Origin of the sequence: Limnohabitans sp. Jir61 (assembly GCF_003063545.1) — a bacterium.
GTDB lineage: Bacteria > Pseudomonadota > Gammaproteobacteria > Burkholderiales > Burkholderiaceae_C > Limnohabitans.
Map to the genome: position 1 here is coordinate 272611 of NZ_NESD01000002.1, position 22008 is coordinate 294618.

The following is a 22008-nucleotide window of genomic DNA, read 5'->3' on the forward strand; positions in this document are numbered from 1 at the left end:
AAACAGGGCCATCAGGCCCTGCTTAAACAGTTAACCGTTTTAACGCGGCACCAAGAAGACGGACTTCTCGTGAATGACATCGCTGCCAGAGGTGTCCTTGATATCGAAGGTAATTTTGTGAGAACCCGCATCTGCCGAACCATATGGAATGCTCACACTCAACACCACCCAATGGGCTTGGGCTGCAGCCACCTTCACTTGTGCATCCGTGGTGATGGCAATGTCTTTCATGCCGTCCACTGACACTTGGTAAGTCTTATCGACCTCGGAAGCGTTCATTACTTGCAAGCGGTAGATATTTTCAATACCACCGTTCTCAGTGATTCGAGCCAAAGTCGCACGGTCACGCACCACATCCACTTTGAACGGTGTACGCATGGCCAAGGACACACCTACGGCAATGATGATCGCCATCAAAATGGATGTGTAAATCAGCACACGTGGGCGCAGAACACGCATCAGCGTTTGCTTGGTGGTCCATTTGTTGTTCATGGCGTTTTGCGTGGTGTAGCGCACCAAGCCTTTGGCGTAGCCCAGCTTGTCCATCACTGTGCCACACACATCGGCACACGCACCGCAACCAATGCACTCGTATTGCAAGCCGTTGCGAATATCAATGCCAGTGGGGCACACCTGAACGCACAGCGAACAATCAACACACGAGCCTAAGTTGGCAGCCACTAAGTCTGTTTTCTTAGAACGGGCACCGCGTGGCTCGCCACGCTCTGCGTCATACGTCACGATGAGGGTGTCGTGGTCAAACATGGCGCTTTGGAAGCGTGCATACGGGCACATGTATTTACACACTTGCTCGCGCATGAAGCCTGCATTGCCATAGGTGGCAAATGCGTAGAAGAATACCCAGAAGGCTTGCCATGGGCCAAAGCTCCAAGCCACTGCTGTCGACACCAATTCTTGAATCGGGGTGAAGTAGCCCACAAAGGTCAGCCCCGTCCACAGTGACAACAGAATCCATGCTGTGTGCTTATAGATTTTTTTGCTGAGCTTCTTCACAGAAAATTCTGCATCATCTAAACGCATTCGCGCAGAGCGATCGCCTTCAATTTTGCGTTCTATCCACAAAAAGATTTCGCTGTACACGGTTTGCGGGCATGCATAACCGCACCACAAACGCCCCGCCACTGCGGTGAACAAAAACAGCGATAAAGCAGAGATGACCAGCAAGCCAGTCAAGTAAATAAAGTCTTGCGGGTACAACACCAAGCCAAAGATATAGAAGCGACGGGCTTCCAAGTCAAATAACACCGCTTGGCGTGTACCCCACTCCACCCATGGCAAACCGTAAAACACGATTTGCGTGATGGCCACTGTGATCCAGCGCCAATAAGCAAAAATGCCTTCGACCGAGCGTGGGTAGATTTTCTTAGCTGCGGCGTAGAGCGAAACCATTTCTTCACTCTCGTCCACTGGCACAGCTTGGATAGAGATGACTTTTCTGGGGTCTTGCTTATCTGTGATCATAAAACTCAATCGAATATTAAAAAATTTAAGCCAATGTGTCCCAAGCCTTGAGGGCTTCGGCCGAATACATCAACGCAGGGCCACCGCCCATGTACACGCAGATGGTCAACATTTCTTCTAGCTCTTCGCGGGTGCAACCCAATTTACGCAAAGCCTTGACATGAAATCCCACACAACCAGAGCAGTGCTGAGTAATGCCAATGGCCAAAGCGATCAGCTCTTTGTTTTTGGCAGTGATAGCGCCCTCAGCCATAGAAGCACGCGCGAGTTGTCCAAAGCCTTGCATAGCTTCGGATTGCGATTTACGAAAGGGCGTCAAGCACTCGTTGATGCCTTGCATCAAGTTGGCATGATCAAACGTACTCATGGTGTGATCCTCTTCAAATTACTTCAGTTGCTGCCCAACGCTGTCAAACACTTCCACCGTGATGGGAATGCCTTGACGCACGCTTTGCGTCACAGTGCAAAACTCTTCAAACTGTGCCAACACGTGGTCGACTTGTTCTAGCGACGCGGCCAGCACACCCATGCGAATTTGCGCATTCATGTGCAACACGCGCAAACGGTTGTCATCGTTACGCCCAATTTCGGCCATCACCACGCACTGGATAGGACTGGGTTCGTGTTTGAATTTTCGAAACGCAAACAACAAGGAATCTGACAAACAATTACCCACCGCTGCGCAAAGCATTTGCACCGGCGATGGGCCTAAGCCTGTTCCTAGGGGGGCGGGCTCGTCGCTGGTGAGCACGGGCATTGCATCGCCAAATGCTATGTCGAAGCGGTAGTCATGCCGTTGCGATAGCTCAACGCGTATAGTTTTTCCTGACATAGGCTTTTCCTTGATTTATTCAAATGAAGGCTGTGCAGGCTTGAACACGTCGTGCCCTGCAGCCACCCAAGCATCAATGCCCCCGGCGATGGATTGGATGTGGGTGTAGCCCATCTCAGCAAGTGACTTAGCGCTCAAAGCCGCACGGCCACTGGTTTTGCAATACAGCAGGATGTTTAGGTCTCGCGCCTGCATCTTGGGGTTGCCCGCCATCTTGAACTCCAACATGCCACGCGACATGTGGATGGCGCCTGGTAAATGGCCTGCCAAATATTCGTCTGTCTCGCGCACATCAATCAGAACGTCACACGACTGAAGGGCGACAACAGCCTGATCGACGGAAATTTCTTGTACGGCTTGCTTGGCTTCAACAACTAAATCGTGTGCGGTTTTCATGCGGCTTTCCTTGTGACGTTACGTTTTTTAGAAGCAATGGCGGTTGGCCACGATTGTTCTGAGTGCTGTTGGGCGATGCGATCGCACACCAAATCACACAGGGCATAAATAGTGGGGTCCGCAATTTGGTAATACACGCTGGTGCCACGGCCTTCGCGCTTGACGAATCCTTGTTGCATCAACACTGCCAAGTGGCGCGACATGTTGGCGGCCGTGTAGCCACAAGCCTCGGCCAGCTCGCCCACGTTGTGCTCAGCCTCGCGTAGCAGGTTCAAGATGCGAAGGCGCGTGGGTTCGGCCAGTGCTTGGAAGTAGTTGGCCACACGGTCGATGGCTTGCTCTGGAAGTTGGGTCATGAACGAATTGTAGACTTATTTAAGTGATTGATTATTTAATTGTTTAGTTAAATAATCAGTCAATTATTTATAGAATAGCCGCCATGACTGATTCAAAACTCCGCATCTCTGGCCGATTGGCCCGCATGTTTCAAGCTTCACAGATCACACCACTGCTGGCACTTGTGTGCTTTCTGCTCGGTGTATTCGCCGTCTTGGTGACGCCGCGTGAAGAAGAACCACAGATCAACGTGACCATGGCCAATGTGCTGATCCCCTTCCCGGGCGCATCGGTGAAGGATGTGGAGCAAATGGTGTCTGGCCCTGCCGAGCAAGTGCTGTCGCAAATTGCCGGTGTCGAGCACGTCATGTCAGTCTCGCAGCCCGGCATGTCGGTGGTGACTGTGCAATACAAGGTGGGCGTGCCGCGCACCGAAGCATTGGTCCGTTTGTATGACACGGTTAACTCGCATGCCGATTGGCTGCCCAAAGGCTTGGGCGTGTTGCAGCCCCTCATCAAGCCCAAAGGCATTGATGATGTGCCCATCGTTTCACTCACCTTGCACGGCAAGGACGCCGACCTGAGTGCCTTTGAACTGGAGCGCATTTCACAAAACATTGAGATAGATTTGAAACGCGTCAAAGGCACACGCGAAGTCACCACCGTGGGCGGCCCATCACGCGCCATTCAAATTGACATTGACCCTGCACGCATGCAAGCCGCTGGCATCACTGTGCCTGAGCTACGCATGGCTTTGCAAGCGGCGCATTTGGGCGCACCGGTGGGTGATTTGTTGGTCGGCCAACAAGCCATTGCGATTGAGTCTGGCCCGTTCTTGAGCAGTGCCAAAGATGTGGCCAGTTTGGTGGTGGGCGTGCGTGCGGGTACGCCTTTGCATGTGCATGACATTGCCCAAGTGCGTGATGGCGGCGCACAGGCCAACACCGCTGTGTGGCATGGCGTGGCAGGTGCCAAGCCAAGCGAACGTACCGCAGTGACCATCGCCATCACCAAGAAGCCCGGCGAAAACGCCATTGAGGTGGCTGATGCAGTATTGGCACAAGTGGCCACACTCAAGCAAAGCAAGATTCCACAAAACGTGGAAGTCACCAGCACGCGCAACTATGGCGAAACCGCGAACGACAAAGCCAAGAAGCTGATTCAAAAGCTGCTGTTCGCCACAGCCTCTGTGGTGGCCTTGGTGTTCATTGCCTTGGGTCGCCGAGAAGCTGCCATTGTGGGTACTGCTGTGATCTTGACCTTGACGGTCACTCTGTTTGCGTCGTGGGCTTGGGGCTTCACGCTCAACCGCGTGTCGTTGTTTGCACTGATTTTCTCGATTGGTATCTTGGTGGACGACGCCATCGTGGTGGTGGAAAACATCCACCGTCACCAAGGTTTGTTCCCTCACAAAACCCTCACACAAATCATTCCAGGCGCGGTGGACGAAGTGGGCGCACCCACCATCCTTGCCACCTTCACCGTCATTGCAGCTTTGTTGCCCATGGCGTTTGTGACTGGTTTGATGGGGCCCTACATGAGCCCTATCCCAATCAATGCCAGCATGGGCATGTTGTTGTCGCTGGCTGTGGCGTTTGTAGTCACACCTTGGCTCGCTCGCATTTGGATGAAAGCCGCACCAGCCCACGGCGCTGTAGATGACAGTGCATTCAAACAATGGCTCAAGCGTTTTTTCAATGGCGTGTTCACACCTTTCTTGAATGACAAGTCTGGCCAGCGCAACCGTTGGAGCCTAGGCGCTGCCGTGCTCGGCGCGATCGTGGTGTCGGTGGCCTTACCAGTGGCTGGCTTGGTTGCCTTGAAGATGCTGCCGTTTGACAACAAGTCTGAATTCCAAATCGTGGTCGACATGCCCGCAGGCACCCGCGTGGAAGAAACCGAAAAAGTCTTGCGTGCCTTGGGGGCTCACTTAGCCACCGTGCCAGAGGTGACGCATTACCAAGCTTATGCAGGCCTGAGTGCCCCCATCAACTTCAACGGTTTGGTGCGTCAATATTATTTGCGCAGCGGCGGCAACGTGGGTGACATCCAAGTCAACTTGCAAGACAAGCACTTGCGTAAAGCGCAAAGCCACATCATCGCCATGCGCGAGCGCCCTGCCCTGCAAGCGATTGGCAAGCAGTTCAACGCCAATGTCAAAGTGATTGAAGTGCCACCAGGCCCACCCGTGTTGGCCCCCATCGTGGCCGAGGTGTATGGCCCCACAGACGAAGGCCGTAATCAAGTGGCCAAATCTGTGCGCGCGATGTTCAGCGCACAACAAGGCGTGGTGGATGTGGACGACAGCACCATCAGCGCAGCGCCTCGCCAAGTGCTGTTGATCAACCGCCAAAAAGCAGCGCAGATGGGTGTATCGCAACAAGCCATCGTCAGCACCTTACGTGCGGCATTGGCAGGTGAATCAACCGTCTACGCACATGACCAACACAAATACGCAGGTGCCATCGTCATTCGCTTAGCCAAGAGCGAGCAAGACTCATTAGACAAACTACTCAGCCTTGGCGTGCGTAACTCGCAACGCGAAATCGTGCCCATTCGTCAGCTCGTCACCATCAGTGACACCCAGCGCGAACAGCCGATTTATCACAAAGACTTGCTGCCCGTCACCTACGTGGTGGGTGACATGGCTGGCAAGGTCGACAGCCCGCTGTACGGCATGTTTGGCATGCGCAGTGGCTTGAACCAAATTCAAGCACCCAATGGCAAACCTGTGGATGAGTACTTCATCCAACAACCCGCTGACCCCTATCAACACTTCGCCGTGAAGTGGGATGGTGAATGGCAAATGACGTATGAAACCTTCCGCGACATGGGTGCTGCCTATGCCGTGGGCTTGGTGCTCATTTACTTGCTGGTGGTAGCGCAATTTGGCTCTTACCTCGTGCCGCTCATCATCATGGCACCTATCCCGCTCACCATCATTGGTGTGATGCCAGGCCACGCTTTGCTGGGTGCGCCCTACACCGCCACATCCATGATTGGCATGATCGCTTTGGCTGGCATCATCGTGCGCAACTCGATCTTGTTGGTGGACTTCATCCGCTTGCAAGTCTCGCAAGGTGTAGCCCTGAAAGATGCCGTGGTGGCCTCAGCCATCACCCGCGCTCAACCCATTGTGTTGACCGGTTTGGCCGCCATGATGGGTGCGTTCTTTATCTTGGATGACCCGATCTTCAATGGCTTGGCCATCTCGCTCATCTTCGGTATTTTTGTCTCAACCGCACTCACCTTGTTGGTGATTCCGTTGCTCTATTTCATGGCTTTCAAGAACAAGCCTGCTTCCGTCATTTCTGGAGAACACGCATGAAACGCTTGCCCCTCATTGCCGCACTCACCTTGGCTGGCATCACCTCTGCCACACACGCCGCCGACTTGATAGACGCATGGCAAGCAGCGCTTGCCCGTGATCCAGAAATCGCAGCCGCACGTGCCTTGCACGAGCAGGCCACGTTCAGACAAGAACAAGCCAAAGCCTTGTGGGCACACATGGTGTCCGCTGGTGGTGCTGTTGGCATAGGCGGCGCAGACAGTCGCACCAAAGGTGCAGAGGCCATGGACCAAAGCGATGTGACATTCAAAACGAATGTGAATGCAGGCGCTTTGACGCGTGCCAGCATCGGCGCACAAAAAGCATGGATCAGCCCAGAGCGCGAAGCGCAAAGCAAGCAGTTAGAGCTGTCCGCACAAATCGTACAAACCCAATGGCAGCAAGCCCAGCAAGCACTCATCATGCGCACGGCGCAACGCTACTTTGATGTGGTGGGCGCTGAACAAACTCTCAGCGTGTTGCAGCGACAACAAAAAGCCATGCAGCAAGCTGCTGCCGAAATCAGCAAACGTCAATCCGTGGGCGATGCCAGCGTGATGGATGTGCAAGAGGCCAACGCACGTGTGTCTGAAATTCGCGCCCAAGTGCTCACGCATGAAAACAACTTAGCCAACAAGAAGGTGGCCTATCGCCAATTAACAGGCCAAGAACCCACGCAATTGCTGCCCATCGGCAACATCAATCTCACACCACCCAACTTGGCTGATGCCAACACTTGGGTTCAGCGCGCCAAACAACAATCCCCCAGTCTCCAAATGATGGGCTTGCAGCAGGCCATCCAAGGCCAGGAAGCCAAACGCATCAAAGCTGGCAATGCCATGACAGTGAACTGGGTGGCTCAAGCGCAAATGGATCGACTATCTGGCCAAGGCATGTATGGCAGTGCCAGCAACCAAACGGCGCAATACATGGTGGGCATTCAGCTCAATGCACCACTCAGTACAGGCGGTATGGTGGAATCGCGCGAGCGCGAAGCTTTGAAGCAAGTCGAAAAACTGCGCTACGACCAAGAAGCGGTTGAGCAACAAATCGAGCAACAGGTACGCGACGCGTGGCAAAGCCTGAGCACCGCGCAAGCCCGCTTACAAGCATTGAGTCAATCCGAGCAAGCCAGCAAGGCGCGCCTCACATCCACGCGCCAAGCTCACCGCACCGGTGCGCGCACCACCAACGAACTGTTAGGCGCTGAGCACGATGCTGCACAGGCCGAGTTGGCCTTGGTGCAACTGCGCATTCAAACCGCCATGGAGCAACTGCGCTTGTCTGCCGCAAGTGGTGAATTGGGCGAAGCCCAATTACGCCAAGTGAATGCTTTGCTGAAATAAGCCATGGCCATGTCGCGACTCCTCCACACGTTTTTGCTTGCCAGCTTTTTAGGACTGGCAGCATCACCTGCGTCGGCCAGTAACTGTGCAGAGGACATCGCGGCCGTCGACAAAGCACTTCGCAGCCAATACGGCGAAGACCGCAAATGGTGGCAAATCATTGCCTGCCCTGTAGTGATGGATGGCCAGCTTCGTAAAGACGCGGTGGTGAATGTGGAGCAAATCAAAGAGATCAGCTACTTTCGCAACATTGCTTACATGCAACATGCACGAGGCGATGACAAGATGTGCAAAGAATCGCTGGTCAAGCCCAAACGCATGTTGCGTGTTTGGTAAAGCGTCCAGCAAAGACAGGGAAATCCCTTGAAGATAGTCTGAATCAAGATTGCTAGAATTTATACATAAGCAACTAACGAATTAGATTCTCAGAGGATTGACAAATGAAAAAATTGACAGCCATCACCCTTTTGGCCCTTGCCAGCACAGGCGCATGGGCTAACGCTGATTTGGCCAAGAAAAACAACTGCTTGGCTTGCCATGCTGTAGACAAAAAAATTGTGGGCCCAGCCTACCAAGACGTGGCCAAAAAATATGCCGGACAAGCCGATGCTGAAGCCAACCTGACCAAAAGCATCAAAGCTGGCGGTAGCGGCAAATGGGGTCCTATCCCCATGCCACCACAAGCGCAACTCAGCGATGCCGATGCAAAAACCCTTGCTGCATGGGTGTTGTCAGGCGCCAAGTAATACGACTGGTACTCGTACCTTCATGAGCTTCCCTCGGGAAGCTCTTTTTTTAGCATTTGCATAGAAAGAAAAAGATGAAACTCAACATCACCCACCTCCTCGCAGCCCTCGGCTTGGCCACCTTGAGCCTGAACAGCGTCGCCGCTGACCCTGAATACCTGCGCATCATTGGCACTGACACCAAGTTCGTGGTGAAGAACGCCAAAGGCGAAGAGCGCGAAATAAAACGCGTCATGACACCCTGCGCCAAAAACAAAGGTTGGCTCCAACCCATGGTGCCGGTCGCAGGTGTTACCCCCGTTGGCGAGATTGAAATGCTCAACGCCATGAATGACCGCGATGCCATGTTGGTCGACATGCGTGAACCCGAAGACCGTGCCGCAGGCACCATCCCCGGTTCACACCACATCGTCTACACCGAAGTGTCTGCACGCATGGACGAACTGGGCTGCAAGAAAACAGCCAAAGGATGGGACTGTGCAAGCGCCAAAAAAGTGTTTGCGTTTTGCAATGGCCCCGTGTGCCCACAAAGCCCCACGGCCATTCTGGCTATGACACGTGATGGCTTCCCGGCTTCCAAAATTTATTACTATCGTGGCGGTATGTTGGACTGGGCAGCATTGGGCTTCCCCGTCCTCAAAGGCGATTTCTAAAGAGGCACTTCATGCACACCAATTGGATCCAAGACACACAGGCATTGCTCAACAGCAAAGATGAATCGGCACCCACACGTCGCCTCGCTTTGCAAACTGCACTGGGCTTGGGGTACGCCGCTTCGGCCATGCCCTTGATCGCACAGACCGCCATTCAAACTTCAGGTGAAGGCTTGATCGAAGGCGAAGTCACGATTGACGTCAATGGTTTCAAAATGCCAGCCTACCGCTCGGCGCCCAAAGGTAAAACCGACTTGCCCGTGGTCTTGGTGATTTCCGAAATTTTTGGTGTGCATGAATACATTGCCGACGTGACGCGCCGCTTTGCCAAAGCCGGCTACTTGGCCATTGCACCCGAGCTGTTTGTGCGCCAAGGTGATCCCAGCATGTATGGCGAAATTGCCAAGCTGCAAGCAGAGATCATCTCCAAAGTGCCAGACGCACAAGTGATGGCCGACTTAGATGCCGCCTTGCAATGGGCAGGCAAAAACGGTGGCAATGCTAACCGTGCGGCCATCACTGGTTTTTGCTGGGGGGGTCGCATCACATGGCTCTACGCAGAGCACAACCCCAAGGTCAAAGCAGGTGTGGCTTGGTACGGTCGCATGGAGGGCCAAACCAATGTCAACAACCCAAAGCACCCGATTGAATTAGCCGCTTCTTTGAAAGCACCTGTGCTGGGTTTGTACGGCGGGGCCGACACTGGCATTCCCGTCACATCGATCAACAACATGAAAGAAGCCTTGGCGCAAGCTGCATCAAAAGGCAACAAAGCGGCCAAGGCCAGTGAGTTTGTGTTGTACCCAGATGCACCGCACGCGTTTCATGCCGACTACCGTGCCAGCTTCCGTGCAGCACCTGCGGCAGATGGCTGGAGCCGCGCTATAGCTTGGCTCAAGCAATACGTTTAAGCGAACAACGCTTAGGCCACAAACACCCGCGCTTTGCGCGGTGTGAGCACCAAGGTCTCCCCCTCTGTAAATCCCTGCTCGTAGAACTGCGATGCAGGGATTTGCGCTTCAATGATCTGCTCGTCAGACGGGCTGTCGCCTTCTGCGGCAATCAGCTCAAGGCGGGCAATCGGCCCCACCACAATCGCACGCGTGAGCTTAGCGACGATGCCTTCTTCGCCATGGGTGTAGCGACGCACATCCAAGTCATGCGGACGCACATAGGCAAAGGCTTTGGCATCTTGTGTGTCATGGTGCTCAGGGCTTGCCACGCGCACAGTTTGGTCTTCCACACCGATGTGCATTTCGCCTTCGTGGGCTCGGCCATGGAACAAGTTCACATCGCCCAAGAAGCCATACACAACGTAGCCGTATAAAGAAAAAGCCCGCATGCATGCGGGCAGTTAGATGATCCATCGACACTCATCATTAAAACTTATAGCGAAGTCCAATGCCAATGGCGGTAGAAGTGGCCTTTTCGCTAGGGATACGTTTTGTTTTGGTGTAATCAGCAGTGATACCCCATTGGGAATGGATTTTGTGCGACACACCCAAGCCATAAATGGTGTGCGCATAGGTGGCCTGCTGACTCGAGCCATTTTGGAACACAACTTCCTGTGTGCCGTATTGACGGCCTAACTTGACATAGCCACCCCACGACTCATTCAAACCAATAAATGGACGAAAACTAAAGCCATATCCATCAATCACTTTAAGCGTCATAGGTGTGCCCGCATTGGAAGCGTCAGATGAGCTTTGCAGACCACCAAAGACACCTCCTTCGATGGCCAAGTTATCAATCGCCACATAACTCAGACCAAGCCCAAGCGTTGAGGGCTTGTAAGTTCCGAGGCTTTCAGTTTTTAAAGTCGCCAAAGAGTAATTGATACCGCCAAACAAATCACCCGCTTTTTGGGCGTAGCCACAAAAGCTCATAGAAGCCAGCAAAAATGCAAATAGGTATTTCATAGGCATCAATCATCAACTTTATTAGATTGTAGGACTTTCAAAAGTCCCCACAAATCCTGTACCCACTTACTTCTTGAGATAGATTTGATCAAAGTTCGCGCCGTCCGCAAAGTGCTCTTTGGTGGCTTTGCTCCAGCCGCCAAATGATTTATCGATGGTGACCAAGTTCAGCTTAGGGAACTGCTTGGCGTATTTGGCTTGGGCTTTAGGAGATGTAGGGCGGTAGAAGTTTTTGCCTGCAATGTCTTGGCCTTCTTCGCTGTAAAGATATTCCAAATACGCTTGTGACACGGCACGCGTACCCTTCTTGTCCACATTTTTGTCAACCACGGTGACAGCGGGTTCCGCGAGGATAGAAATGGAAGGTACGACCACATCAAACTTAGCGCCGAATTCTTTTTCGAGCAAGTAAGCTTCGTTTTCCCAAGCGATCAAGACATCACCTTGGTTGCGTTGTGCAAACGTGATGATGGAGCCACGGGCGCCAGTGTCGAGCACGGGCACATTCTCATAGAGTTTCTTCACAAAGTCTTTGGCTTTTGCATCGCCACCGTATTTCCGCTTGGCAAATTCCCAAGCAGCCAAGTAGTTCCATCGTGCGCCACCCGATGTTTTGGGGTTGGGTGTGATGACACTGATGCCGGGCTTGACCAAGTCGTCCCAGTCTTTGATGCCCTTGGGGTTGCCCTGGCGCACCACCAACACGATGGTGGAGGTGTAAGGCGACGAGTTGTGTGGCAAACGCTTTTGCCAGTCTTGGGGAATGAGGCCACCGTTTTTGTACAAGGCATCAATGTCACCGGCCAATGCCAAGGTGACCACGTCTGCATCAATGCCGTCAATGACCGAGCGGGCTTGTTTGCCCGAGCCACTATGCGACTGCTTGATGGTCACGTCTTGGCCAGTTTGTGCTTTCCAGTGTTTGGCGAAGGCGGCGTTGAACTCGCTGTACAACTCGCGGGTCGGGTCGTACGACACGTTGAGCAAGGTGACGGGGGCGGTTTGTGCAGTTGCCAAACCGCTCACAGCTACAAAGGCTGTGGCCACCAGAGTTTTGAGAAAGTGTTTGCGTTGAATCATTGTGTTCCCTTTGAATCCATCTAAATTTGCGATGGATGGATTCTTGGCGCAACAGCGCCAAAAGGGAACGACAGAGTTTTTGGTAGTTAATTACCGAAACATCTAAGCCAGTGTCAAAGCGCGTTCAATGGGATTTTGAGGTACGACACACCGTTGTTGTCCTTGGGCGGAAACGCCCCCGCGCGAATATTGATTTGCACCGCCGGCAAGATGAGCACCGGCATAGCCAAGGTAGCGTCACGTTCAGTGCGCATGCGCACAAACTCTGCTTCGTCGATGCCATCGTGCAAATGAATGTTGTTTGCGCGTTGCTCGGCCACTGTGGTTTCAAACTTCACGTCACGCGTCTCGGGCGGGTAGTCGTGGCACATGAACAAGCGGGTGTTGCCTGGCAGGCTCAAAATTTTGCGAGCTGACGCATAGAGGGTTTTGGCGCAACCGCCAGGAAAGTCACAGCGTGCCGAGCCCACATCGGGCATGAACAAGGTGTCACCCACAAACACCGCATCACCTACTTGATAGGCCACACAGGCGGGCGTATGCCCCGGCACATAAATGGCTTGGGCACGTAAGTTACCAATGGCAAATGTTTCATCCATTTGCAACAGATGGTCAAACTGTGTGCCGTCTTCTTTGAAGCTAGCTTCTAAATTAAAGATGCCTTTGAACACACGCTGCACTGCAGTGATGTGGTCGCCAATCGCGGTTTGTCCACCCAACTTCGCCTTGAGATAAGGGGCTGCAGTGAGGTGGTCAGCATGGGCATGGGTTTCTAAAATCCATTGCACTTGCAGGTTTTTCTCACGCACAAACGCGATGACTTTGTCTGCCGACTCAGTGCTGGTGCGTCCTGATTTGGGGTCGTAATCGAGCACCGAATCAATGATGGCGCAAGCACTGCCCTCTTTCTCATAAACCACATAGGTCACGGTCCAAGTGGCTGGATCGAAGATGCCGTGAACGATCGGGTTCAGTGCAGCGGACATAGATAAGCTCTGGTTCATAAGGGCACAATAATATAGGTAACTTTAGATATACGTAGTATGCAAATCGATTGGCTTCATTTCACACCCTGGCCTGCCTTGTTAGGCGGAATTTTGCTTGGCATAGCGGCGGGCGCGTTGTTTTTAAACAGTGGACGCATCTTGGGCGTCACTGGTATTTTGGAAGGTCTTCTGACGCCTAAGTCTGCTGATTCCCCCTGGCGTTTCACATTTTTACTCGGTATGTTTGCAGCACCATGGGTAGCCAAATTCATCCTGCCTGCGGAGCTGGTGCATACCCCTCGCATTGATGCGAATTGGGCCATGGTCATTGCAGCAGGTTTGCTGGTGGGCTTTGGCACACGCTGGGGTGCGGGTTGTACCAGTGGTCATGGTATTTGCGGCCTCAGTCGCTTGTCGGCGCGCTCTTTGGTCGCTACTTTGTCTTTCATGAGCACGGGGTTCATCACCGTGTTTGTGATTCGCCATGTGTTGTGAGGTGTCTTACATGCAACGCGTGATTGAATTTGTGTTGGGCCTCACCTTTGGCTTGGGCTTGTTGATTTCTGGCATGACAGACCCCGGCAAGGTGCAAGGTTTTTTAGACTTGGCTGGTTTGTGGGACCCCTCGTTGGCTTTTGTCATGGGCGGCGGCGTGATGGTCGGATTTCTTGCCTTTGGCTGGGCCAAGAAGAAAACGTGCAGCCTCTCAGGTGCGCCTTTTCATTGGCCTGAGATGACGCAAATCGACCGGCCATTGGTGCTGGGCAGTTTGATGTTTGGCTTGGGCTGGGGGCTGGCAGGCTTTTGCCCTGGCCCCGCTCTGGTGGCCATGGCCTCTGGCAATGACAAAGCCTTGATATTTGTACTGGCGATGATGGTTGGCATGGCGCTGTTCGAGCTTTTCAAAAAAAAGAGACAATTGAAGGCTTGACCGCCACTGACCATTGGGGAACTTTGTGAACTTGACCAACTTGATTGAAACCTTCGGAGACCACTCGGTATTGGCCGTGGGTGGTGCGCTCATTGGTTTGTTTTTTGGTTTTTTTGCGCAACGTTCAAAGTTTTGTGCACGTGCCGCTGTCATTGAATGCTGCGATGGCACCTGGGGCTCGCGTTTGGCGGTGTGGTTGATGGGTTTTGCTGTGGCCATTCTGGCGGTGCAAGCCATTGTGTTGGTGGGTTTCTTGAAACCTGAAAGCTCGCGTCATCTGGGTTCGCCCGGCAGCATCTCTGGTGCTGTGGTGGGTGGCCTGATGTTTGGTATGGGCATGATCATGACGCGTGGCTGCGCCAGCCGTTTGTTAATTCTTTCGGCCAACGGTAATTTGCGCGCCCTGCTCTCTGGTTTGGTGTTTGCTGTAACCGTGCAAGCCTCTATCTCTGGACTTTTGGCACCCGCACGTCAGTGGGTCACATCTCTGTGGATGGTCGAGGGTGGCCCTGACCGCAATTTGCTCAATCTCACCAGCACATGGCTGGGTTTGGTCATAGGTATTGCCATGGGAGCTGTGGCACTTTGGCGCCTGCGTCACAGCGAAGACAGTAGCAGCAACACTTGGAACTGGGCCGGTGCGTTTGTCGGTTTGGCCATCGCCTTGGGTTGGGGTTTCACGCAACTCATTGCAGGCGTGTCGTTCGAACCGATCCCCGTTCAAAGCTTGAGTTTCAGCAGCCCTTCAGCAGAATGGTTGATGCGCACCCTCTCCACGACCACCGCACCTAACTTTGGTTTTGATGCGGGCTTATTGCCAGGTGTATTTATTGGATCATTGGTGGCGAGCGTGATGTTTGGTGAATTCAAGTTTGAAGGCTTTCAAACTGAAAACAAACTGGGTCACTACCTGACAGGCGCCGTGTTGATGGGCTTTGGCGCTGTCATGGCGGGTGGTTGCACCGTGGGCTCAGGCATGAGTGGTGGTGCCATCTTCTCAAACACCGCGTGGCTCACACTGGTGTCGATCATCTTAGGGGCTGGATTGACTTACAAAGCGCTCAAGTCCATCAACAGCCCTATCTGAAACAACTTATTCAGCAACGGCGCAGGCAGTGCCCTCGGGCACGCCGAGCTTGCGCAAGATGATGCCCATGGGGCAAAAGTTGGTAAAGCCAAACTGAAACAAGTTCAGTCCTACAAATGCCGTGAAGGCCAAAGCCCAGTGGCTCACAAACAATGGGCTCGTCTCCACACCCAAAGCCAGTGACACCATGATGAACAAGCCCGCAACAATGCGGATGTAACGTTCGACAGTCATTTCAATTACTCCAATTTAAATTCGTTTCAAACCGCAGCAAAGCCGGGGTTAGGCAGCACACCTTCGAGCTTTGGCGTGTTGAGCTTGCGTGTTGACACCTTGCCGCCGCTGGCCTTGAGCCACTGCTCGGCCACTTCCCACACTTGCTTGAGGTTTTGGTTTTTGGCGTCTTCTGACACGGGTGCCCAACCAGCCACTTTGTATTTTTTGTTGGCATCGATGAGCTTGCCTTTCAGGCGCATCTCACTGATACGGCTGCCCATCTTTTCATTGGGTTTGCAAACGTATTCGAGGCCACCCACGCGCACCATGTCGCCACCTTGTTGGTAGTAAGGATCTGGGTTGAATAAGTTGTCGCACACGTCTTCGAGCACGGTCTTGATGGTCTCGCCGGTCATTTCGGTCACGGTGGCATACGAGTAAGTCGTTGCAGTCATATCCATCAACCATTCACGCGTGATCGCTTGACCAGGCAAGAGTGATGTGCCCCAACGGAATCCAGGCGAGAAGGCCATATCGGCGCCTTGGACATCCATCAATGCGTCGAGCAACAACTGGTCACCCGTGCCGTTGAAGTTGCCACGGCGGTACAACGTGCCTTCTGTGATGGCCAGCTTTTCATTCAGCTTGGCCTCATAAGGTGCACGAATTTTGTTGATGAGCGCGTCCATCTCTTTATCGGCAGGCAACATGTTGGAGAAGATGGGCAACAGCTTGTAACGGAAGTCCGTGATCTTCTTGTTCTTCACTTCGAAGTCGAGCACACCCAAAAACTTACCGTTAGAGCCTGCATTGGTGACGATGGTCTTGCCGCCCTTGTTGTTCACCAAAGTAGCGACTGGCATGCCGTCGTGGGTATGACCACCCATGATGGCATCGATGCCGCTCACACGACTGGCCATTTTCAAGTCCACGTCCATACCGTTGTGGCTGATGACGACGACCACTTGCGCACCTTTGGCACGGGCTTCGTCAACCATCTTTTGCATGTTTTCGTCTTGAATGCCAAACGCCCAATCGGCCACCATGTAGCGTGGGTTAGCAATCGGTGTGTACGGGAAAGCTTGACCGATGATGGCGCAAGGCACGCCATTCATCTCGCGGATGACGTAAGGCTTGAACACTTGGTCGCCAAAGTCTTGTGTCTTGATGTTTTGCGCGACGAAGTCGACCTTGCCAGCAAAGTCTTTGTTGACGATTTCTTGCACGCGTTCCATGCCGTAGGTGAATTCCCAGTGACCGGTCATCACGTCAACGCCAAGCAACTTACAAGCGTCGACCATGTCTTGGCCGTTGGTCCACAACGAGGTGGCTGAACCTTGCCAAGTATCACCACCGTCAAGCAACAAGGCTCCGGGGCGACTGGCTTTGAGGCGCTTGACCAAAGTGGCTAAGTGCGCGAAGCCGCCCACTTTGCCGTAGCGCTTGGCGGCCACTTCAAAGTTCAAATAGCTCATGCCATAGGCTTCGGCGCTACCAGGACGCACACCAGCCGTTTTGAGCAAATGCTCGCCAACCAAATGGGGCAACTGGCCTTTCATACTGCCAATGCCAAGGTTGACACTGGGCTCGCGGAAATAGATGGGTTTCAACTGCGCGTGGCAGTCGGTCATGTGCAGGAATGACACTTGACCAAACTTGGGAATGTCATACAGGCCATTGGCAGCCACTTTGTTATCTGCTTGGGCAAAAGCATTCATGTTGAGGCCCGCCATCGAGCCAGCACCCATGACTTGCATGAATTCGCGTTTGGTTAAGTTCATATCAGCACCTACTTATTTAATTTGCGTAAAAAAGCCGCAGATGAAAAGCTCATGCTGCGGCCTTAAATGAAATTACTTGTTGACTGGCGACGCTGGGTCGAGCAACAAAGCCATGACGTTTTTGATTTGCGCTTCAGTCAAGACACCTTTGTGTCCAAAACGAGGCATGTTGGAGCATGCGTTGTACGCACGCGCATTTTGCAACTTGCCCCAGGTGTATTCCACGATGGGTTTGGCCTCTGCGCTGTTGGGATTAGTCACACCACGGATCTTGCCGTAGTTATACAGGCTAGGGCCGAGCGTTCCGTAGGACAACTCTTCTTTGCTGATTTGGTGGCAGTTGTAGCAATTGCCGCCGTTCACAGAGTCGGCTTTGTCGGTCCAGGTTTTCCCGGCACCGCTTTGCGCTACTTTTTCGCCTTCTTTGAAGTCGCCCAAGTATTTGCCATCGGCAGGTGCTTTGATGGTTTTCATGTTGCGCGCTTCGATGGCTTCTGCCACTTTCGCATCGAGTGCAACACCGGTGCTATCCGACTCAGCGCACAAACGGTTGTCTTCGTCTGGGTTCAAGCGGTCGAGTTTGGCTTGGCCTTCAGCTCGGAAGGAACGGCCCAAGATGTCTTGGGTGAGTTTGTCGAGGTCAGCGCTTGAAGGCATGGGCGCTGCACAAGCAGTCAACAAGGCCACGGCGACAGCGCTCAAAGCGATTTGATATTTGCGGTTCATTTTGCGTTGTCCTTATCGTTTGATCGCGGGCGCAATGGCTTCACCGCCTTTGCCGTTCACACCCATGTACACGCCGAGGGCGATGGTGGCTTCACTGCCGAACAAGGGGTAAGGGAAACGTTGTTGACGGTAGCAATCGTTCAAGCGCAACTGAGCGCCCCACATTTGCCCGTTGGACACGCGGTAAGCGGGCCAAGCACCAAAGCCAGCGCCAGCGCCTGGGTTCTTGGTGAGGTTGGGTAAGTCTTGCAAGCGAATACGTTTGTCATCTTGGCTGTGGCATGTGGCACAGGCAAAGTCGTGTGAGCCACCGCGCATGAAGAACAAGCGCTTGCCAACTTCATACATCTTGCGTTCTTCGACATGGCTTTGTGAGAGATTGAACTTCATGCCCTTGGACTCCGCAGAAATCCAAGTCGCCATGGCTGTGACGTTGCTTTGCTCGCCACGACCAAAAGGTGTTTTGGCAATTTCTTCGGCGTTGAAACCCTGCAACTCTTGCATGCAAGTCACCAAACGGGACTCAAGGTCTTGCACACGGCCGGTGTCCGAGAAGTAACGGGGCAATTCGACCCAAGCGCCTTTGACAACGCCTGCGCCTTTGCCCAAATCACATTTTTCGAGCGATGCATTTTTGGGTCCGCGTTTTTGTTTCCACAGGTCTTCACCTTTGGCTTCAAACAAATCTGCAGGGTTACCGTCTTGTAGCATTTGGCGGTATTCGGCAATGCTATCCGTCGACGATTTTTGGGCGAACGCAGCGGCCGACAAGCCGATGAGCCCTAAGGCAAAAACTATTTTTTTCATTCGTGTCTCCACTGCGTTCAGGGTCATTACGAAACGGTTGCTTCGTCAGAGCGTGTGTCGCCCTTGTTGTCTTTCCAAACCACGCCCACTTTGTCGCCAGCTTTAGCGCCTTTGATGGTGAACTGCAGGAATGGGTTCTTAGACACAGCGGGGCCCCACTCGGCGGTCATGACGACTTTGCCGTTAAGGCTAGCGGTCACGTCTTGGATGTGCCATGCGGGGATGAGTTTGCCGTTGCCGTCTTTACGTTGACCGGATTCCATTTCGTGGCTCATCAAGACACGGATGGTTGCTTTGTCGCCAGCTGCTTGGGCGCGGATGCGCATTGGATCTGCCATGGTATTTCTCCTAAAACTTTAAATTAGCCGCCGCAGCCGCCGAGTGTGACTTTGACTTCTTTCTTAGCGAAGAAAGCTTTGCCGTCGTTGGTGATCGCAACTGCGTACACATCAGACGATTGCCCCATCTTGGAACGGGTTGCGAAGTTGGCTTCAACTTCAGGCGATACGTTGAACATGGCGATCAAAGCAGATGGGTTTTTCTCTACCAATAACAACACACGCTTGACGTTGGCCAAGCTGGTGCTCACGCCCAATGGAACCACAGCGCCGTTTTCAGCGATGTCTGGACCAGTGATGGTGACGTCCTTGCTTTCCACGGGGGCTGAGCCACCCATGGCTTTGACAGCTTCAGCTACGCTCTTGGCGTCAAAGGCAGCTTTGTCAAACGCTTGTGCGTATTGTGGGAACAGGCCAGTAGAGGCCAAGAGGCCTGCCACAGCGGCGCTGTGCTTGAGGGTCTCGCGACGAGTTTGCATGTAATGCTCCTAAAAATGCGTGAAGTTATTTTGCAGCACCGGCAGCGAGCCAGTTAGCAATCGTTTTGATGTCTGCTTCAGGTGCAGATTGTGCGGGCATTGGGATAGGTCCCCAAATACCCGAGCCGCCTGCCTTGATTTTGCCTGCCAAGTAATCAGCCTTACCTGGATACTTTTTGGCTATGTCATTGAAGCTAGGGCCCACCACTTTGGTGTTTTGCGCGTGACATGCGGTGCAATTGTGTTTGCCCAACAAGGCCAAGGCTGGGTCCACCACTTTGACAGCAGGCTTCACAGCCGGTGCGGCAGCAACTGCACCCACGGGTGCTGACTTGTTTTCAGGCACCGCTGTGTTGGCACCATGCTGCTGACCCACCAAACGGTTTTGCTCAGCCAAGTTGCCGTGTGCATTGCGTGCGTAGTCGGGCAACATCGAAGCGACTTTGGCTTCAGGGATGCAGTCTTTCATGCAAGCCACATTGGCTGTGTCGGGTTTGGCTGTGCCATTGAACTCTTTGCCAGCCCACATCGCGTGCTTGGTGGTCATGCCATTGCGGTTAGGCATGCGCTTTTGCACTTCAGCAATGTTTTTGTCTGTCAACACAAAGTTCTCAGGCACCACGTCGGCCAGGCTCAAGAGGTACGCGGTGACCGCATATACCTCGTCAGGCTTGAGTGACTTAGGCGCAGTCCAAGGCATGGCACGGTTGATGTAGTCCCACAGCGTAGACACCGTGGCGACTTTCATCAGTGTGGTACGACCAGGGAAATCTGCGCGCTTCAAGTTAGCCACGTTGCCGGTTTTGATGTCGTCTTTGGTCGTGCCGCCGATCAATGGGCTGAACACTTCGTTGGACTCACCAAACACACCGTGACAGTGGGCGCACTTGGCTTCCCATAAATCTTGGCCTTGCGCAACCGAGCCTGAGCCTGCGGGCAGGCCCTTGAAGTCAGGGCGCACATCGATGTCCCATGCGGCGACTTCTTTGGCAGTGGCTGGGCGGCCCACGCCTGGGTAGGCTGTGCTTTGTGCGCTGGCAAAACCAGCAGCAGCCAACAGCCCCGCGGTCAAAGCAGAAACCAAAGCGACTTTACGAAACTTGGACATTCTTGACCTCGCCGTTTTCTTGCACCAACCAAGATTGGATGGCGTTGTTGTGATAAATCGAACGTGTGCCACGCGCAGCACGGAGGTGCTTGTAAGTGGGTTGCACGAACCCTGTGTCGTCAGTGGCACGGCTTTGGATGATGGCGGGCTTGCCGTCCCACACCCAATCGATGTTGAAACGTGTCAGCGCTTTGCTGAGCACTGGCGTTTCCAAACGGGCTTGACGCCAGTTGCGACCACCGTCCACAGACACGTCGACTTTTTGAATCTTGCCGCGACCCGACCAAGCCAAGCCAGTGATGTTGTAGAAACCTTTGTCTAGCAACACTTGACCACCAGAAGGCGTGGTCACCACGCTCTTGCATTCTTGGATGTTGGTGTACTGACGGTGTTGACCATCGGGCATCAAGTCCATGTAATGCACAGCTTCGTCTTTGGCAGCGTAGGGCATGTCGCCCACTTCAATGCGGCGCAGGTACTTGACCCAGCTCACGCCTTGAATACCAGGCACGATCAAGCGCAATGGGTAGCCGTTTTCTGGACGCAGCATTTCGCCGTTTTGACCATAGGCCACCAACACTTCACCTGACAAGATCAGGCTCATGGGGATGGTGCGGGTCATGGATGAACCATCACCACCTTCGGCCAAGATGAATTTAGCGTTCTTGAAATCTGCGCCAGCGATTTGGAGCAGCGTGATGAGCGGCACGCCCGTGAATTCGCTGCATGACACCATGCCATGCGTGTATTGCACGGTGGGCACAGCCACGTTGCCCCACTCGACCGCGGTGTTCGCACCGCACTCGATGAAGTGGAAACGCGACACAGAAGGCAAACGCATGATTTCATCCATGGTGAACACTTTGGGTGTTTTCACCATGCCGTTGATCATGAAGCGGTGCTTAGATGGGTCGATGTCCCACCAACCTTGGTGGTGACGCTCAAAGTGCAAACCGCTGGGTGTGACGATGCCAAACAACGACTGCAACGGTGCAAATGACACCGAAGCTTGTGTGGTTTGTGTCAAGCCTGGGCTTTGACGACGCTGCACGTTGGACTCGAACTTTGAAGGTACACCGTAGCCGTTATTGGCTGCCACACCTTGGCCAAGACCTGTGGCGTGCTCGGGCAAGTTCAAGATATTGGGATCACCGCCCTCAGTCGGCACAGGGTTGCCCTGAGCCAACGCCATCGGCGCAGCAGCACCTGCGGCGGCAGCGGCAAATGCGCTGCGAATGAAGTTACGACGACCAGCTTTGCTCTCAGCAATGACAGTACTGATACCGTCACGGTCTAAAAAGTTTTCGGGCGCTTTTTGAACGCGACCCGATTGAATGCCATCTGGTGTTTTCACAGACAGTCCTTCCACATCAGTTAAATATATCAACACCCGCTAATATAAATCATCTCTGATGGGAGAACCATCGGGTT

General features: G+C 53.4%; 25 protein-coding genes and 1 pseudogene. 9 read left to right on the plus strand and 17 right to left on the minus strand.

Going from position 1 to position 22008, the window contains the following annotated elements; genetic code table 11:
- Positions 1-39: 39 nt before the first annotated feature.
- From ccoG to B9Z35_RS07680, 5 genes are read right to left on the minus strand one after another with little or no spacing between them, the layout of a single operon-like run.
- Positions 40-1482, minus strand: a complete 1443-nt coding sequence (ccoG, locus tag B9Z35_RS07660; RefSeq protein WP_108283110.1) for a cytochrome c oxidase accessory protein CcoG — start codon at positions 1480-1482, stop codon at positions 40-42.
- Positions 1483-1507: 25 nt separating this feature from the next.
- Positions 1508-1849, minus strand: coding sequence for a carboxymuconolactone decarboxylase family protein (locus B9Z35_RS07665; protein ID WP_108283111.1), 342 nt, complete (start codon positions 1847-1849; stop codon positions 1508-1510).
- Between the two features lie 18 nt (positions 1850-1867).
- On the minus strand, positions 1868-2314 hold the full coding sequence (locus B9Z35_RS07670) for an OsmC family protein (RefSeq protein WP_108283112.1): 447 nt from the start codon (positions 2312-2314) through the stop codon (positions 1868-1870).
- Positions 2315-2329: 15 nt separating this feature from the next.
- Positions 2330-2710, minus strand: a complete 381-nt coding sequence (locus B9Z35_RS07675; RefSeq protein ID WP_108283113.1) for a rhodanese-like domain-containing protein — start codon at positions 2708-2710, stop codon at positions 2330-2332.
- Complete coding sequence (locus B9Z35_RS07680; protein ID WP_108283114.1) at positions 2707-3066, minus strand: helix-turn-helix transcriptional regulator; 360 nt, start codon at positions 3064-3066, stop codon at positions 2707-2709. Before B9Z35_RS07680 ends, B9Z35_RS07675 begins: the two co-directional genes overlap by 4 nt.
- A gap of 83 nt (positions 3067-3149) precedes the next feature.
- Between B9Z35_RS07680 and B9Z35_RS07685 the strand changes: the two genes are divergently transcribed.
- The 6 genes from B9Z35_RS07685 (at position 3150) to B9Z35_RS07710 (ending at position 10030) form a co-directional block, all read left to right on the plus strand.
- On the plus strand, positions 3150-6374 hold the full coding sequence (locus B9Z35_RS07685) for an efflux RND transporter permease subunit (protein WP_108283115.1): 3225 nt from the start codon (positions 3150-3152) through the stop codon (positions 6372-6374).
- The gene (locus tag B9Z35_RS07690; protein WP_108283116.1) at positions 6371-7720 is read left to right on the plus strand and encodes a TolC family protein; all 1350 of its coding nucleotides are present in this window, start codon (positions 6371-6373) and stop codon (positions 7718-7720) included. The genes B9Z35_RS07685 and B9Z35_RS07690 overlap by 4 nt, the downstream gene beginning before the upstream one ends.
- A 9-nt stretch (positions 7721-7729) precedes the next feature.
- Positions 7730-8056 (plus strand): hypothetical protein, encoded by a 327-nt coding sequence (locus B9Z35_RS07695; RefSeq protein ID WP_146178968.1) that lies wholly within the window; start codon positions 7730-7732, stop codon positions 8054-8056.
- Between the two features lie 104 nt (positions 8057-8160).
- Complete coding sequence (locus tag B9Z35_RS07700; RefSeq protein WP_108283118.1) at positions 8161-8466, plus strand: c-type cytochrome; 306 nt, start codon at positions 8161-8163, stop codon at positions 8464-8466.
- Positions 8467-8540: 74 nt separating this feature from the next.
- Positions 8541-9119: a rhodanese-like domain-containing protein gene (locus B9Z35_RS07705; protein WP_108283119.1), complete on the plus strand. Its 579-nt coding sequence runs from the start codon at positions 8541-8543 to the stop codon at positions 9117-9119.
- 11 nt (positions 9120-9130) lie between these two features.
- On the plus strand, positions 9131-10030 hold the full coding sequence (locus B9Z35_RS07710) for a dienelactone hydrolase family protein (protein ID WP_108283120.1): 900 nt from the start codon (positions 9131-9133) through the stop codon (positions 10028-10030).
- 11 nt (positions 10031-10041) lie between these two features.
- On the opposite strand, the pseudogene B9Z35_RS07715 reads toward B9Z35_RS07710, so the two are convergent.
- The 4 genes and pseudogenes from B9Z35_RS07715 to B9Z35_RS07730 all read right to left on the minus strand — a co-directional run.
- Positions 10042-10431: pseudogene (locus B9Z35_RS07715) on the minus strand (TOBE-like domain-containing protein); the annotation flags it as partial.
- A 67-nt stretch (positions 10432-10498) separates the two neighbouring features.
- The gene (locus tag B9Z35_RS07720) at positions 10499-11038 is read right to left on the minus strand and encodes an outer membrane beta-barrel protein (RefSeq protein ID WP_158268129.1); all 540 of its coding nucleotides are present in this window, start codon (positions 11036-11038) and stop codon (positions 10499-10501) included.
- Between the two features lie 66 nt (positions 11039-11104).
- Entirely contained in the window at positions 11105-12118 is a 1014-nt protein-coding gene (locus B9Z35_RS07725; RefSeq protein ID WP_108283123.1) for a sulfate ABC transporter substrate-binding protein, read from the minus strand.
- 113 nt (positions 12119-12231) lie between these two features.
- Entirely contained in the window at positions 12232-13104 is an 873-nt protein-coding gene (locus tag B9Z35_RS07730; RefSeq protein ID WP_108283124.1) for an MBL fold metallo-hydrolase, read from the minus strand.
- 57 nt (positions 13105-13161) lie between these two features.
- Between B9Z35_RS07730 and B9Z35_RS07735 the strand changes: the two genes are divergently transcribed.
- Genes B9Z35_RS07735 through B9Z35_RS07745 form a run of 3 tightly spaced genes read left to right on the plus strand, consistent with a single transcriptional unit; the run spans position 13162 to position 15122 of the window.
- Positions 13162-13599: a YeeE/YedE family protein gene (locus tag B9Z35_RS07735; RefSeq protein WP_108283125.1), complete on the plus strand. Its 438-nt coding sequence runs from the start codon at positions 13162-13164 to the stop codon at positions 13597-13599.
- Positions 13600-13609: 10 nt separating this feature from the next.
- Positions 13610-14035: a YeeE/YedE family protein gene (locus B9Z35_RS07740; protein ID WP_108283126.1), complete on the plus strand. Its 426-nt coding sequence runs from the start codon at positions 13610-13612 to the stop codon at positions 14033-14035.
- Positions 14036-14060: 25 nt separating this feature from the next.
- Complete coding sequence (locus tag B9Z35_RS07745) at positions 14061-15122, plus strand: YeeE/YedE family protein (RefSeq protein ID WP_233246513.1); 1062 nt, start codon at positions 14061-14063, stop codon at positions 15120-15122.
- A gap of 6 nt (positions 15123-15128) precedes the next feature.
- On the opposite strand, the gene B9Z35_RS07750 is transcribed toward B9Z35_RS07745, so the two are convergent.
- The 8 genes from B9Z35_RS07750 to soxC form a co-directional block, all read right to left on the minus strand.
- Complete coding sequence (locus B9Z35_RS07750) at positions 15129-15356, minus strand: DUF2892 domain-containing protein (protein WP_108283127.1); 228 nt, start codon at positions 15354-15356, stop codon at positions 15129-15131.
- Between the two features lie 26 nt (positions 15357-15382).
- Positions 15383-17119: a thiosulfohydrolase SoxB gene (gene soxB / locus B9Z35_RS07755; protein WP_108283128.1), complete on the minus strand. Its 1737-nt coding sequence runs from the start codon at positions 17117-17119 to the stop codon at positions 15383-15385.
- A gap of 72 nt (positions 17120-17191) precedes the next feature.
- Complete coding sequence (soxX, locus tag B9Z35_RS07760; protein ID WP_108283129.1) at positions 17192-17845, minus strand: sulfur oxidation c-type cytochrome SoxX; 654 nt, start codon at positions 17843-17845, stop codon at positions 17192-17194.
- Positions 17846-17857: 12 nt separating this feature from the next.
- Positions 17858-18652: a sulfur oxidation c-type cytochrome SoxA gene (soxA, locus tag B9Z35_RS07765; protein WP_108283504.1), complete on the minus strand. Its 795-nt coding sequence runs from the start codon at positions 18650-18652 to the stop codon at positions 17858-17860.
- A 26-nt stretch (positions 18653-18678) separates the two neighbouring features.
- Positions 18679-18990, minus strand: a complete 312-nt coding sequence (soxZ, locus tag B9Z35_RS07770; RefSeq protein WP_199219791.1) for a thiosulfate oxidation carrier complex protein SoxZ — start codon at positions 18988-18990, stop codon at positions 18679-18681.
- A 23-nt stretch (positions 18991-19013) separates the two neighbouring features.
- Complete coding sequence (soxY, locus tag B9Z35_RS07775; protein WP_108283131.1) at positions 19014-19469, minus strand: thiosulfate oxidation carrier protein SoxY; 456 nt, start codon at positions 19467-19469, stop codon at positions 19014-19016.
- A gap of 25 nt (positions 19470-19494) precedes the next feature.
- Positions 19495-20577, minus strand: a complete 1083-nt coding sequence (locus B9Z35_RS07780) for a c-type cytochrome (RefSeq protein WP_108283132.1) — start codon at positions 20575-20577, stop codon at positions 19495-19497.
- A complete protein-coding gene (soxC, locus tag B9Z35_RS07785; RefSeq protein ID WP_370444116.1) occupies positions 20561-21931 on the minus strand; it encodes a sulfite dehydrogenase in 1371 nt (456 codons plus the stop codon). The genes B9Z35_RS07780 and soxC overlap by 17 nt, the downstream gene beginning before the upstream one ends.
- Between the last annotated feature and the right edge of the window lie 77 nt (positions 21932-22008).

Excerpts from the sequence above, each read along its gene's own strand:
- ccoG (WP_108283110.1), bottom strand. The coding sequence starts at position 1,482 with ATGATCACAGATAAGCAAGACCCCAGAAAAGTCATCTCTATCCAAGCT.
- B9Z35_RS07665 (WP_108283111.1), bottom strand. The coding sequence starts at position 1,849 with ATGAGTACGTTTGATCATGCCAACTTGATGCAAGGCATCAACGAGTGC.
- B9Z35_RS07670 (WP_108283112.1), bottom strand. The coding sequence starts at position 2,314 with ATGTCAGGAAAAACTATACGCGTTGAGCTATCGCAACGGCATGACTAC.
- B9Z35_RS07675 (WP_108283113.1), bottom strand. The coding sequence starts at position 2,710 with ATGAAAACCGCACACGATTTAGTTGTTGAAGCCAAGCAAGCCGTACAA.
- B9Z35_RS07680 (WP_108283114.1), bottom strand. The coding sequence starts at position 3,066 with ATGACCCAACTTCCAGAGCAAGCCATCGACCGTGTGGCCAACTACTTC.
- B9Z35_RS07685 (WP_108283115.1), top strand. The coding sequence starts at position 3,150 with ATGACTGATTCAAAACTCCGCATCTCTGGCCGATTGGCCCGCATGTTT.
- B9Z35_RS07690 (WP_108283116.1), top strand. The coding sequence starts at position 6,371 with ATGAAACGCTTGCCCCTCATTGCCGCACTCACCTTGGCTGGCATCACC.
- B9Z35_RS07695 (WP_146178968.1), top strand. The coding sequence starts at position 7,730 with ATGTCGCGACTCCTCCACACGTTTTTGCTTGCCAGCTTTTTAGGACTG.
- B9Z35_RS07700 (WP_108283118.1), top strand. The coding sequence starts at position 8,161 with ATGAAAAAATTGACAGCCATCACCCTTTTGGCCCTTGCCAGCACAGGC.
- B9Z35_RS07705 (WP_108283119.1), top strand. The coding sequence starts at position 8,541 with ATGAAACTCAACATCACCCACCTCCTCGCAGCCCTCGGCTTGGCCACC.
- B9Z35_RS07710 (WP_108283120.1), top strand. The coding sequence starts at position 9,131 with ATGCACACCAATTGGATCCAAGACACACAGGCATTGCTCAACAGCAAA.
- B9Z35_RS07720 (WP_158268129.1), bottom strand. The coding sequence starts at position 11,038 with ATGAAATACCTATTTGCATTTTTGCTGGCTTCTATGAGCTTTTGTGGC.
- B9Z35_RS07725 (WP_108283123.1), bottom strand. The coding sequence starts at position 12,118 with ATGATTCAACGCAAACACTTTCTCAAAACTCTGGTGGCCACAGCCTTT.
- B9Z35_RS07730 (WP_108283124.1), bottom strand. The coding sequence starts at position 13,104 with ATGTCCGCTGCACTGAACCCGATCGTTCACGGCATCTTCGATCCAGCC.
- B9Z35_RS07735 (WP_108283125.1), top strand. The coding sequence starts at position 13,162 with ATGCAAATCGATTGGCTTCATTTCACACCCTGGCCTGCCTTGTTAGGC.
- B9Z35_RS07740 (WP_108283126.1), top strand. The coding sequence starts at position 13,610 with ATGCAACGCGTGATTGAATTTGTGTTGGGCCTCACCTTTGGCTTGGGC.
- B9Z35_RS07750 (WP_108283127.1), bottom strand. The coding sequence starts at position 15,356 with ATGACTGTCGAACGTTACATCCGCATTGTTGCGGGCTTGTTCATCATG.
- soxB (WP_108283128.1), bottom strand. The coding sequence starts at position 17,119 with ATGAACTTAACCAAACGCGAATTCATGCAAGTCATGGGTGCTGGCTCG.
- soxX (WP_108283129.1), bottom strand. The coding sequence starts at position 17,845 with ATGAACCGCAAATATCAAATCGCTTTGAGCGCTGTCGCCGTGGCCTTG.
- soxA (WP_108283504.1), bottom strand. The coding sequence starts at position 18,652 with ATGAAAAAAATAGTTTTTGCCTTAGGGCTCATCGGCTTGTCGGCCGCT.
- soxZ (WP_199219791.1), bottom strand. The coding sequence starts at position 18,990 with ATGGCAGATCCAATGCGCATCCGCGCCCAAGCAGCTGGCGACAAAGCA.
- soxY (WP_108283131.1), bottom strand. The coding sequence starts at position 19,469 with ATGCAAACTCGTCGCGAGACCCTCAAGCACAGCGCCGCTGTGGCAGGC.
- B9Z35_RS07780 (WP_108283132.1), bottom strand. The coding sequence starts at position 20,577 with ATGTCCAAGTTTCGTAAAGTCGCTTTGGTTTCTGCTTTGACCGCGGGG.